10 protein-coding genes and 1 pseudogene are annotated in these 12,708 nt (G+C 53.7%); 6 read left to right on the top strand and 5 right to left on the bottom strand.

All coding sequences use genetic code 11. The features are described 5' to 3' along the window. Positions 1-36: 36 nt before the first annotated feature. Entirely contained in the window at positions 37-741 is a 705-nt protein-coding gene (gene rplA, locus HMPREF1287_RS10250; RefSeq protein WP_023016715.1) for a 50S ribosomal protein L1, read from the top strand. Between the two features lie 111 nt (positions 742-852). Here rplA and HMPREF1287_RS10255 read toward each other — a convergent pair whose 3' ends face one another. Then, entirely contained in the window at positions 853-2,190 is a 1,338-nt protein-coding gene (locus tag HMPREF1287_RS10255) for a deoxyribodipyrimidine photo-lyase (RefSeq protein WP_023016716.1), read from the bottom strand. Positions 2,191-2,476: 286 nt separating this feature from the next. Here HMPREF1287_RS10255 and rplJ point away from each other — a divergent pair, with 286 nt between their 5' ends. From rplJ to HMPREF1287_RS10270, 3 genes are all read left to right on the top strand, one after another. Beyond that, positions 2,477-2,998: a 50S ribosomal protein L10 gene (gene rplJ, locus HMPREF1287_RS10260; protein ID WP_005276854.1), complete on the top strand. Its 522-nt coding sequence runs from the start codon at positions 2,477-2,479 to the stop codon at positions 2,996-2,998. An 88-nt stretch (positions 2,999-3,086) separates the two neighbouring features. After that, complete coding sequence (rplL, locus tag HMPREF1287_RS10265) at positions 3,087-3,476, top strand: 50S ribosomal protein L7/L12 (RefSeq protein ID WP_005276856.1); 390 nt, start codon at positions 3,087-3,089, stop codon at positions 3,474-3,476. 762 nt (positions 3,477-4,238) lie between these two features. Continuing rightward, positions 4,239-5,360 carry a hypothetical protein gene (locus HMPREF1287_RS10270; RefSeq protein ID WP_023016717.1) on the top strand — a complete coding sequence of 374 codons (1,122 nt, stop codon included), beginning with the start codon at positions 4,239-4,241 and terminating at the stop codon, positions 5,358-5,360. Between the two features lie 387 nt (positions 5,361-5,747). On the opposite strand, the pseudogene HMPREF1287_RS10275 reads toward HMPREF1287_RS10270, so the two are convergent. After that, positions 5,748-7,098, bottom strand: a pseudogene (locus HMPREF1287_RS10275) (IS256 family transposase). A gap of 298 nt (positions 7,099-7,396) precedes the next feature. On the opposite strand from HMPREF1287_RS10275, the gene HMPREF1287_RS12355 reads away from it, so the two are divergent. Beyond that, a complete protein-coding gene (locus HMPREF1287_RS12355; protein WP_232218867.1) occupies positions 7,397-7,750 on the top strand; it encodes a HigA family addiction module antitoxin in 354 nt (117 codons plus the stop codon). A 7-nt stretch (positions 7,751-7,757) separates the two neighbouring features. Here the strand turns inward: HMPREF1287_RS12355 and HMPREF1287_RS10280 are convergent, their stop codons facing one another. The 3 genes from HMPREF1287_RS10280 to HMPREF1287_RS10290 form a co-directional block, all read right to left on the bottom strand. Next, positions 7,758-8,942: an MFS transporter gene (locus tag HMPREF1287_RS10280; protein WP_198010372.1), complete on the bottom strand. Its 1,185-nt coding sequence runs from the start codon at positions 8,940-8,942 to the stop codon at positions 7,758-7,760. Between the two features lie 90 nt (positions 8,943-9,032). Further along, positions 9,033-9,938, bottom strand: coding sequence for a SagB/ThcOx family dehydrogenase (locus HMPREF1287_RS10285; protein ID WP_232218869.1), 906 nt, complete (start codon positions 9,936-9,938; stop codon positions 9,033-9,035). Positions 9,939-10,086: 148 nt separating this feature from the next. Beyond that, positions 10,087-11,082: a RimK family alpha-L-glutamate ligase gene (locus tag HMPREF1287_RS10290; RefSeq protein ID WP_023016721.1), complete on the bottom strand. Its 996-nt coding sequence runs from the start codon at positions 11,080-11,082 to the stop codon at positions 10,087-10,089. A gap of 367 nt (positions 11,083-11,449) precedes the next feature. On the opposite strand from HMPREF1287_RS10290, the gene HMPREF1287_RS10295 reads away from it, so the two are divergent. Continuing rightward, on the top strand, positions 11,450-12,463 hold the full coding sequence (locus HMPREF1287_RS10295) for a DUF3068 domain-containing protein (RefSeq protein WP_023016722.1): 1,014 nt from the start codon (positions 11,450-11,452) through the stop codon (positions 12,461-12,463). Positions 12,464-12,708 lie beyond the last annotated feature (245 nt).

Raw genomic sequence — 12,708 nt, forward strand, 5'->3', positions numbered from 1 at the left:
TCAAATACCACGCCAATCCAGAAAAGGAATTGTTAAATGAGCACCAAGTCTAAGGCTTATAAGGCCGCTGCGGAACTAGTAGATAAGTCCCGCCTGTACCGTCCGATCGAGGCCGCAAAGCTGGCCAAGGAGACCTCCTCCAAGAACTTCGACGCCACCGTTGATGTCGTCTTCCGCCTGGGCGTTGACCCACGCAAGGCTGACCAGCTGGTGCGCGGTACTGTCTCCCTGCCTAACGGCACCGGTAAGGACGTTCGCGTTGCCGTCTTCGCTGAGGGCGAGAAGGCAACCGCAGCACAGGAAGCTGGCGCTGACATCGTCGGTACCTCCGAGCTGATCGAGCAGATCAACGAGGGCAACCTGGACTTCGACGTTGCCATCGCTACCCCGGACCAGATGGCCAAGGTTGGCCGCGTCGCCCGCGTCTTGGGTCCACGTGGTCTCATGCCTAACCCGAAGACCGGCACCGTGACCAACGACGTTGCTAAGGCAATTGGCGAGGTCAAGGGCGGTAAGATTTCCTTCCGCGTGGACAAGGCTGCAAACCTGCACGCCATCCTTGGTAAGGCCTCCTTCGATGCTGAGAAGCTCGCTGAGAACTACGGCGCCCTCATGGATGAAATCCAGCGCCTGAAGCCTGCTTCCGCAAAGGGCATCTACGTCAAGCGCGCTACCATCTCCACCACCTCCGGCCCAGGCATTCCTGTGGACGGCTCCGTGCAGAAGGGCTACACCGACTAAGACGGTGATAGCGCATTGCGCGTGAACGAAGACCCCGAGGATTTTCCTTGGGGTCTTTTTGCATCTAACATCAGGCCCTACGGTGTAAACGAAGGGCCTAGGTATTGGGCGTTAGTCTGCGTCTTTGATCTCGGCGTAGGCCTCGAGGGCCGCCTGGCGCGACTGCCTGAGGTCCACGATGGGCGGGGCCGATAGTGTGGGTGCCCACTGGCGTATATACGCGCCATCCGGGTCGAAGCGCTGAGCCTGGGTTTCCGGGTTGAAGATGCGGAAGAAGGGTGCGGCATCGTCGCCGCAGCCGGCCACCCATTGCCAGTTAAACGGATTGGAGGCGGCATCGGCATCCACCAGGGTGTCCCAAAACCATTCCTCGCCTAGGCGCCAATGGACGCCCAGGTTCTTGGTAAGAAACGAACCCACCACCATGCGCACGCGGTTGTGCATGTAGCCGGTGTGCCAGAGCTCGCGCATACCGGCATCGACAAGCGGGATGCCCGTCGTACCCTCCTGCCAATCCTTTAGCCGCGGGTCATTCCAGGACCAGTCGAAGCGGTTGAATTTTTGCCGCACGTTGCGGGTGGCCAGATCGGGCAGGTGGTAGAGCCGGTGCCAGGCAAAGTCGCGCCACAGCAACTCGGACTGAAATTTCTCCGCGTCGGGTTCCTCGGCGGCGGCCACCCAGACCTCGCGCGGGGATACCTCGCCAAAGCGCAAGTGCGGCGAGAGCAGGGACGTGGCGTTGCGCGCGGGTATATCGCGCTCCTCGGCGTAGTGAGCTAAGTCGAGCTGGGCTAGGCGTTCGCGCGCACCGGCCTCTCCGGGAGTCCAATACTGGGCGAGCGACGCAGCCCACTGCGGTTCATCGGCGCTGGGGTTGGGCCAACTGCTGCTTGCCGATGTCCCCATCTCCCGCCCCGCCAGCAATTCCGGTACTGGCAGCGGTTCCTCATCAGCAAGCTGGGACCGCGCGGCGGCCGCGAAGGGAGTAAAGACTTTATAAGGGTTGCCCTGGGCGTTGGTGACCTCCCATGGCTCCACGAGGGTGAAACCGGGGCAGGAGATGGCGTTAATTCCGGCATCGGCAAGCGTTGCTTTGACCCTGGCATCGACTTCGCGCAGTGGGCCGTGGTAGCGGCGGGTCCAGGTGACGGTATCGGCGCCAACCTTGCGGGCGATGCGGGGAATGACGGTGCGGGCATCGCCGGTAGCGCGCAGAAGCTTCACCCCACGGGAGGCAAGCTCCTGCGCTAGGGCGTGGAGCGAACGCTCCCGCCACCAGTGAGTGGCGCCACCGAGCGGCCGGGTGCTGGGGTAGGCGGGCTCATCGAGGACAACGGCCACTAACTCTGGCTTTGAACCGTTTTTATCGGTGGCGGACTCCGCGGCGCGGGTAAGGGCCTGGTTATCGGATAAGCGCAGGTCATCGCGAAACCACATGAGGGAAGTCATACTAGATAGCCTACGCGGCTGGGCAATTTGGGAATACGAGGAAAGCACGGTAGTATCTCTTGTGAAGTTTGAACGGCCTTGTGGCCGAGTCAAAGTTCACCGAAGACCGTTGGTCATCCACTAAGGATTGAAAGTTCTCCACCCTGGAGGCGGCCCACGCAGGAGACACTTTGCGCATTTCGCGGCATTTCTCATGTCGCACGCCCTGTGCTCTTGCACGGGGCTTTTCTTTTTGGAAGGCCCCAGCGGAAAATAAAAGAGATGTTTTGGAAGGAGGCGAGAGACAATGGCAAACCCAAAGAACACTGCAGACTTGGCAGAGCTGAAGGAGAAGCTGGCCGATTCTAGCTCCGTCGTTTTGACTGAGTACCGCGGCCTGACCGTATCCCAGCTGCAGGAGCTGCGTAACAACCTGGGCTTTGACGTTGACTACTCCGTCGCCAAGAACACCCTCTTCAAGATCGCTGCCAACGAAGCTGGCATCGAAGGTCTTGATGATTTGCTGACTGGCCCGACCGCAATTGCGTTCATCAAGGGCGAGGCAGTAGATGCTGCGAAGATCATCACCAAGTTTGCTGATGACAACAAGGCACTCGTCATCAAGGGTGGCTACATGGACGGCGACGCATTGTCTGCGGAGCAGGTTCAGGCCATCGCCAAGCTGGACAACCGCGAGACCACCCTCGCAAAGCTGGCTGGCGCTATGAAGGGTTCTATGGCGAAGGCAGCCGCTGTCTTCAACGCTCCTGCAACCAAGGCGGTTCGCACCGTTGTTGCTCTGCAGGACAAGAAGGAAGCAGAAGCTTAAGTCGTCACAACAGACGCACACATAAAACACCGTGCTTGCTACCTCATCACCGGAGAACAAGCACACAACACAGAAAGGACTTGCCATCATGGCTAAGCTCACCAAGGACGAGCTCATTGAAGCTTTCAAGGAAATGACCCTCATCGAACTGTCTGAGTTCGTTAAGGAATTCGAGGACGTCTTCGACGTTGAGGCTGCTGCACCGGTTGCCGCTGCTGCACCGGGCGCTCCGGCTGAGGGCGGCGCTTCCGCTGCTGAGGAGCAGACCGAGTTCGACGTCGTTCTGACCGACGCTGGCGCTAAGAAGATCGGCGTTATTAAGGCTGTCCGCGAGCTTGTCTCCGGCCTGGGCCTGAAGGAAGCTAAGGAAATGGTTGAGGGTGCACCTAAGGCCATCATCGAAGGCGCTTCCAAGGACGACGCTGAGGCTGCTAAGACCAAGCTGGAAGAGGCTGGCGCTTCCGTCGAGCTCAAGTAATTTAACTGAGCTTCACGCTTTCGAAGCCCCCACTCTTACCGCGCTAAATGCGGTGGGAGATGGGGGCTTCTCCCGTTTTGCGGGTCCCTTGAGTTTAGTGGGGGAGCCCAAAATAAACGAGAACACCGAGGGGACATTGGAAAGGGATCGAAAGGAACTCACCGCTTGATTTTGCCGGTGACAACGATTCAATCCCAGTGTAATTCCAGGATTCCGGACTTGATCGTCTGGCTGCGGCCTACCGGATTGAAGTGGTCTACAACCATCGGGGCCGACGCTGAAACACTGGGTATGGTCTATCCCTTCGACTTCGAAACCTACTTCGGCCCAACCGTTAACAATAAAGAATTAGCTGCCCAACCAATAGGTAGCTCTACGATGCACCCGCGATTTGTAGGAAACCTGAAGTTTAGCCGATGTACCTGTAGTTTGTATTCGAAACTGGTTCGATACGTGCGACTCCAATATACACACTTGGTATAAAATGCGGAAGAGCTTCTAAGAGTGATCCATGAATTAATCTAAATATAGTTATATTTAAAGAATATTTATCAAAGTTCTTGTCTTGGTAATGCGAGAGTGCTATACATCTTATATGCAGTAGCGCAATGCTGAGATGTCGTGTTTCCTTTTATGGGAATCCACGCGAGGTGTCTTGGAATGGAAGTTCAGTAATCAAATATTTAGATAAAATATAAAGGAACTGGATAGTGAGGGATCCGGTCAGCTGGTCTTAGCGGGATTTATAAGAGCGGATTTCAAATGAAGGTTCAGATTAAATGTAGGCCCGAATTTTGGATATCGCTGAATGTGATATCTGATGCTTTTGCAACTTCACTTTTTACTGCTGGTATCGGGTATTATACCGCAGAAATATCGTTCCTAAGTGCAAGTGATAGTATGCGCGCTGTAGGGCTAGGTATATCACTGGGAACGATTACGTCGTTAGTGATGGCAAGAATGGCAGACCTGTTCGGTGCCGTGAGGCTGTTGGCCGGAGTCCAGGTTTTGCAAATTCTGTGTTACGCCTATTTAGGCTTCGCTCCAAAAAATGCAGGAAGCATCTTTGGGTGTATCCTCCTCCTATTCTTCCTAGGTAGGCTTGTCTCTCCTCTGCGCGGGACGCTTCCCCCTTTGTACCTCAGTAGGGAAAAGTTACTTGAATTTAAGGCGAAGCTGCGGACCATGACTCTAACAGTCGTCTTCCTGGGGGCTATAACAGTTTCCCTTGGGGCTCTGGCGCAGCTTCGGATGGAATTTCTGATAGCTTGCAGTGGCATTGTCGCGTACAGCCTCTGTGCTGCTTCGACTTTTAGGCTCTCGGAAATCCCAGATACCGAAGGGGAAACGAAAAGGCTAAGTTCGATGTGGAAAGCACTTTCGTTTAACGATTGGAAGTTGTGGTTAGCTCTCCTTGTATCGTTCTCTGTCGTCGCTGTAAGTGGTTCAATTGCTCCCTACGCTATTAGCCTATGGGGAAATAAAGCGTCTTGGCTTCTCGGCTTCTCCTCAATTATTGGAATCTTAATAAATAACGTGATCCATAAAATGATTTCCAATACCGACGGAGTGTTTAATAAGTTGACGAATAGGGCTCGTATTGCCATAGCGATCGGAATCGGCATAATTGCTTTCTCGATCTTGTCAACCGCTATTTTGTTCTCCATAGCACTGATTCCATTTTTCCTCGTCATGGTGATTGTTATCGTCCTAGTTCACACAGGGCAGACGATTGCAACTGTAGTTGCTTGGGATACGCAATATAACGCAGGATCGGACGACAATAGAGCGTTGATAGTAGCAATATTTTCCCTATCATCCTCTTTTGGTGCCGGGTTAGCGCAGTTATTTGCGGCTAATATATACGGTGTAATCAACCGGTAGTCATCGTATTGCTCCCGCAGGGCAAACTTGAACTTTTGCTTTGTCGTACCCTTTCCGGACAACTAAAATTGGGTTCGCAACGGAGCCTTTGTCTCCGTCGGAAAACGTAGTCCAACGGAGTACTTCAATGGACGGACCCACCCATCGTTGTGTATGGGTAAGGCCCTCCACAAGAGCTCGAGATAACGAACTCCTGTTGAAGTGGACAGAAGATTCTGGAAATGGAAGTCAAGACAGGGTCTCGATACGAAACTTAGGGCGCTTCGCATCGGCAGGATGTGCTCTAGAATTGTGATGTCTAGTGACTTTTTGGACGTTTGCGGCGGTGGAATAGCCGGATGGCTATTCCATTGAGAGTGTCCGATTCTTTGTGTGTGGGGGCTTGGTTTACAAGTATTCCGCGAATCGGTTGGGGTAGGCCACGGCTAGTTGGTTGATGGCTTGTTTCCACCCGGTGGCTTTCGCTCCTTCAATACAGCCGTTGCCTTCAATGTCGCGTTTTGTTTTCTTCGCTCGCTGGGCAGCGCGCTTGTCTTCGATGTCGCAGATCATCAGCCACAGCGTCTTTAGTGCGGCAGTATCGTTCGGGAGTTGACCCCGGTTACGGGTAGCTTTACGCAGTTGGGCGTTGAGCGATTCGATCGAGTTGGTGGTGTAGAGCACTCGCCGCGCCGCTGGTGGGAACTGCAGAAACGGCACGAACCGCTCCCATGCGCCCCGCCAGACTTTGACCGACTGGGGGTATTTCCGGCCAAGTTCACTGGCCTCGAAGGCATCCAGGCTGGCACGTGCAGTGTCCTCGTTAGCGGCTGTGTAGACCTCACGCAGTGTGCGGGAGACTGATTTGCGGTCCTGGTAGGACACCCACCGGTTCGCAGCCCGAATCAGGTGCACAATACAGGTCTGCACCATGGAATTCGGCCAGGTTGCCTCCACGGCTTCCGGCAGGCCTTTGAGCCCGTCGCAGCACACGATGAACACGTCTTGGACACCGCGGTTAGCCAGATCCGCGCACACCGATGCCCAAAATGCGGCGCCTTCATTGTCCGCGATCCACAATCCCAGGATGTGCTTGATGCCGTCCATGTCGACACCAACCGCCATGTAGCAGGACTTGTTGACCACGCGGTGGCCATCGCGGATTTTAACGCGTAGCGCGTCGAGGAAGATCACCGGATAGAACTCGTCGAGCTGGCGGTTTTGCCAGATCATGACCTCTTCCAAGACCGCGTCGGTAATGGTGCTGATCGTATCCGGGCTCATATCCACACCGAGGGTGGTTGCGAGATGGTGGCACATATCGCGCACGGTTATCCCGCCGGCGTACAGCGAGATAATCATGTCGTCGAGCTCTGTGAGCCGACGTGTGCCCTTGGGCATCATCCGGGGAGTAAACGTGCCGGCGCGATCCCTGGGCACGGTCACTTCCACCGCGCCGTAGCCAGAGTTGACGGTTTTGGTGTACGACCCGTTGCGGTGATTGCTGCTCTGTGCGGTTTCCACCTGGGCTTTGGCCTTGCGTTCGGAATGGCTATAGCCCAAATGCGCATCCATCTCTGCCTGCAGACCAGCGTTAATCGAAGCCTGCAACAGGCCTTTGACCAGCTCGCTGGCGTCATCGGTGGACATCGACAGCACGCCAATCAAGCTGGCGAGCTTAAGGATTTTCCATCAGCTTCTCACTGATGTCGTTGACCCTCGCCGGGTCATGGTTTTTCTTCGGTGACACAGTAGTCATTATCTGTGAAACTCCTTCTAGATCAGAGCCTCACACACAAACTTCCTGACGCCCTCGGCCGAGATGGCTTTCGCCGCGATGAGTTCTTCGATGACCTTGCGTGTTGCCGGGCCGACTTTCCTGACACTCTCCCTCGGCACCTAGCACATCAGCATGCCCCCCGGCGGTATTTCAGGTCCGAGGCTGCGTTATGCCTCCGGATAAGTGAAATAATCCTAATACCAGCACGCCAGACCGGCTAAACATATAACTTCACCAACACATCCTGTCGTTTAGGCCCCCGAAGGAGCTGTTGGCGTTGACTTTATCGACTACCACTGAAGCACGCACTCATGTTGATGTTGTTCCCGTTCCGCATCCCGGAGAAATTCTTCTCCTAGAATTCCTCAAACCCTGCGGAATTACCCAGTATCGCCTGGCCAACGACATTGGCACTACCCGCTCTCAAGTCTGCAAAATCACCCGCGGTGCGCTCGGTATCAGCGCCGATATGGCCTTGCGCTGGTCGTCCTACTTTGGGAATTCCGCGGAGTTCTGGCTCGGACTCAAGAGGAATACGATCTGTGGAAAACTCGCCAGACCACTGATGTCAGCGCCATCGTTCCGTGGAATCACAAAGAAGAAGCCGAGTCTCATTCATAGGAACAGTTGACTTGCGCTCATGAGTGGCTAGGGGAATTCCCTTTCTCCCTCGCGTCTGCTTGCGCAAGGACGCGATCGGCTCGGCGCACAAAGATAAGGGCGGGCCCGATAGCGAGGAGCCCGGCGAGCGCATTGGCCCACAAACCAGTGGTCAAGGTCCAGCGATGAGACAATGCGGCCAGCGGGGTCGACCACACACTAGAGAGTGAAACGACGGTGCTCATTTGGATATTGGTGACTCGGCCAAAAGTTTCTTCTGCCAGAAGCCTGTGGAGTGCGGCATAGGTTACCGCGCCGGCGGCTGGGGCTGTAAGAACAGACAGCCCTAAGGGGATGATCATCAACAGGCTGGGGCTGAGCAGGGCACCACAGGCGATTGATGCAGCAACCCAGGCGCATGTGCCTACCTGAAGGGTGGCGAAGGAGAACTTCTTCTGCAACCAACCCGTCGACAAAGCCCCCACAATCCCGATGAGGCCTATGGACGTGCGGGCTAGTCCCGTTACCCATCCAGGGTTATTCCCCTCCTCCAGTATGAGGACCGCCATGAACAGCGAGCCGTTAATTGCGCAGTTCGACAGTGTTTGCATGGCAATGAGCCCGCGAAGTAGTGGCGCGCGAGCCACGATGGCTAAGCCTTCCTTCGTCGTGCGTAGGAGCTTGTTCCCTGCCTTCTTTGTGGGGTCTAGGCGAGCCCTGATGAAGAGGAAGAAGACAATGGTGAGGATATTTGCCAGACCGACAAACACGAAGGGCAGTGCCACATTGACTTCTAGAAGCGCGCCGCCCACAGTGGGGCCGATGAGTCCCGCAAATTGCAGACGTGCTTGGATGAGCCCTTGTTTGGCGGCGAGCTGTTCTTCCTCAACGAGCTGGGGCAGGCAAGGGTCGGAGCAAGCTTGACCTATCCGGTAAAAGAACATCATGCTCCCGAGAAGCGCACCGAAGACCATGGGGGAGAAACTTCCGGATAGGATGAGACTCGCTAACGCGAGGTTGAGTACCCCGGCCAGAGCGTTGGTCACAATGATGAGTGGCTTGCGGCGCCACATATCCGCAAGAGAGCCGCCGATGATTCCGCCTGCCAGTGCAGCTATTCCGGTGATGGTTCCATACAGGCCGGCAAGGGTAAGGCTATCGCTCAAGCGTAGAGTGACCACCGGAATAGCAAGCCCGGCTCCTACCCCGGCTATCTGAGCCACGAGGTCAGACCACAGGAATAGTCTAAAATCACTTGGGTTGGTGCGATCAACTTCATTTATATTCAATGCTCCTCCTATAACAAAGCCATCTCAGTCGTCCCTAGGCCCAACTGCAATTAGCATGCCCCAGAGGAAAGATCGCCAATCTAGTCCCGCGTTGTCAGCGATAATGTCTTCCCGAAAGAGAGAAATGCCCCGAGAGAGGTGGTCAGTGGCTGTAGCAACCATTTGAATAACTTGGCTAAGGTGCCCAATTTCTAGCCAGAGCGTTCGAATCGAGTTTAGACTTTCGTATTTCCAGGATATGACTCGAGGATCACCAACAGTAATAAAATGTATTGGGGCATCCACGACATGCGATTGTTTCCCAACCGCGGTCTTCCATTCCTTATAGGGTTCTAGATGATTGAGAAACAGTAAGGAATGGTTTTTCGGGTGGTATAAATAATAACCATCGTCGATTGAATCGCATCTACTAACGCGGACAATGAGCTCGGTTGAGCACAATCCTCCGGCAGATGGGGCCGAACGAAAATGGATGTTTCCGGACTTCTGTTCGTTTGTTGTTGGGCGCTTTGAAAAGCTTGCGGAATCGTAAAGGATTGATGCTAGTGACCTAAGGCTAATTGATTTTAGCTCTGTATTCGTAAAACGTGCAGATTTTCGAGAATTCAAAACAGATTTGAAGCTTCTGGTGTAGCTTATTGTCTCGCCGTGCGGAAGGTTCAATTCTTGCTTGGCGAAAATCGGATTCTCCCATACATGATGCGGTGGGCCGGTGAGCGCGAGTTTTTCCCTTAAATGCTGGTGATGCTCATCTAGTTGAGCGATTGTCTCGTCGGAACGGACTCCGCTGGCAAATGCGTAGTCGCGCGCGAGCGGAGGAGTATCGGGCCACATATCTAGAACCGTGCATTCGGTATTGGGGGGTTCATTAGAAAAATGCTGTAGTACCCCTAAGTTCTGGAGTTCCGGAAATGAATCTTCGCTAGACACGACCGTTACTCCACTAATAGTTTGACTATCTAGTAAGCGGAAGAGTTCCTCCCTTGCCTTCTGGTTTAAGATTGTCTGAGTTTGCTCTAGAGGGTCGTCCCAAACGAGATGCGGTCCCTTGAACCGAAAATGGCCCACTGTCGCTATTCTAAGCATCGTTTAAAGTCCTTTGTAAATATCTAGCAATGGCGTTGGAGACGAGATTCGTGCCAGCTCGGTCTTCGTAGAATAGCCAATCGAAGCAAACGTTACATTCAAGAAATATTGGGTCACCTCCTTGTATTAGGAGGTCGATGGCACATAAATTACAACCGGATAGTTGGGAGTATTCAATTAGAATATCTTTTAATCTTTGGGTAGATTTATATAGAGATACGCTCACGCCGTTGTTCTCTTGCCACAGGTCGTCTGCATTGTCATATCCCGATACTCGGAAAACGATAACTTCTTGGTCGATTACGTAGCAGCGGAGCTCATACTCTGAGTTCATATACTTCTGGAATAGGAGAGGTACCGGCTCATCACGAGTTGATTGATCTAGCTTCAAACGTTTAGGCATAGCTCCAAGAAGTGTTCCCGGAGTCGGTTCTACCCAGTGGGGGCCAATCGGTTTGGCAATTGAAAAGGGAAACGCCGCTTCATATCCAATTGACGTTTGAGGGGTAGTAAGCCCAATAGAATTGGCGAGCTGAATTTGTGCAAGCCGTGACCGAGCGTTACAAAATTGGTTTACGCTAAATAAAGCAATCTCTTCAAGCGTTTGTATGTAGGATATTGCCTGATCTTTGATATAAATTATTTCCTCTTTAACGCAGGATACATTTTTTATAGATTCGCGTGAAAAATGGCGGATCCAAGCTACTGCCACCGTGGTGTTGCCATGTTCCGTAACCAGTCTTCCGAAGTTATCTATTGGTAATAGCTCTTTACTGAGTTCGCCGTCGCTGTCAATTCGTACGACTCCAATGTTTTGGCTGGCGAGAATCAGCGACAGGAGGTCACATTCTCGGTCATCTTGGCGGGTTATGAAGACTACACTTTTTGATGGAAGCGATTCGGGGTGATTGTGGCGGAATTCTCGCTGAAAATCGTTGCTTGGGCCTTGAAGTCTTATGGTGATATTTTTGTCTATAAGGATCGTCATAGATATATGGCGGGGTCCTGTGGGTGCATGCTTGAGGGGCTTGCATCCACAGGGGGTAGCTAAAAGTCCTTTTTTACGTCGTGATTTGCTGCCTTGATTTTGTAATCATTAACAAAGGCGTCCAGCTTGTGATTGAGTCGTGGTGTGGGGTGTTCTGTCTGGTTTAGAATCTCCCGTGCTGTCTGAGCGCTGAGACGCGGTGCTACTTCTGTGTGGTGCAAGGTAAAACCTCCCGGTAGTGTGATGTGCATTACTTGCGGTAATTAGAATCTACATGAGCACTTTTGGGTCCGGGTATCCTACAAAAGTTCTATATCTCGTTTCAGGAAGTGTGTTTTGAACAAACGAGTCGGTAGGATAAGCCACCATGCTGCCCAAGTCCCGCATCTTCTCCGTCCTCCTGCTCGGCCTCGGCGTTGCGCTGGTGGCCGCCGGAGTAGCGGCGCCGACGTTTTTGGATTTCTCGCCGCGGCTGCCGTTGGAACTCAAAAACACCACGTGGACTCTTAAGGATGAGTCCGCGGATTCCCAAGTGGTCAATAAGGATGGAACGTCGCCTTATTCCGGGCCGATGACCTACCAGATCAATGCGGGCATCCAAGAGCCTTCGGATGAAGATACTGCGACGCTGCGCATAGGGGAGACGCGCCTGCGCGGCGATGGCCAAGGACTCGATGATTTAAGCCAAGCGCAGGTGTGGACCTATCCCATTGACCGCCTGAGCGGTGAGGCAAAGGCAGAGGCCAGCCTGAGCCATACCTTGGCCAGCCCTGAGGAGAAGGTTGCTGTCGATGGGTACTGGCTAAAATTCCCGGCGGATGCGGAAAAGACGAATTACCCAGTCTTTGACCCCACCTTGCGCAAGGCAGTGGACGCGGTCTTTGAAGAAGAAACTGAAATAGATGGCCGTACGGTGTATCGGTATCACCAGGAAATCGAGCCAACAAACGTAGCGCAGCTTTATGCCGCCGATGGCAATACCACCTCTTTCCCCAAGGAAGATGGGGGACACGAACCTGGTTATTTGATGCACTCGGGCAGTACGGATTTCTACGTCGACCAAGCTACCGGCCTGGTGGTGGGCATGGACATGGATATCGATGACTACTACGCGGACCGAGAGGGCGTAGGCCGCGAGCGGGCATTCGTCTTTAATGGTTCCATCTCAGAGGAGTCCCGCGCGGCGCTACTCGATGAAGCGAAATCGTTCCCACGCAACCGCGTGGCGGAGATTGCGCGGTGGGCGGCACTGGGTATCGGTATCGTGTTCACCTTTATTGGAGTCATTGGGGCGCTGGGAATTTACGACCGTAAAAACAAGCATGTGCGCCGACGCGGAAAGAAAAGCGCCAGCGAAATGACTAGCGAAAGTGTCAGCTAAGAGTATTAAGCGCGGTTCGGGTTGCGGTGGAATGAGTTTTTAGTGGTACGGTGCTTGTGGTTGCCCCACTAGATCTGGCGCAACATTGTTGCCGCGTTGGCGCAGCGGCGAGCGAGAGCTTGCCCCCTAGCGCGGAAAGAAAAAGCCTTAAGAGTGGTGTGTCTTTACATACCTGAGTTTTTCCTATACACTAATTCGTTGCGCTGGAATCTGGATCTTCGGTGCACATTTAGCCTTTCGGGTTG

The sequence above is a fragment of the Corynebacterium sp. KPL1986 genome (assembly GCF_000477975.1).
In the GTDB taxonomy this organism is placed as follows: domain Bacteria; phylum Actinomycetota; class Actinomycetes; order Mycobacteriales; family Mycobacteriaceae; genus Corynebacterium; species Corynebacterium accolens.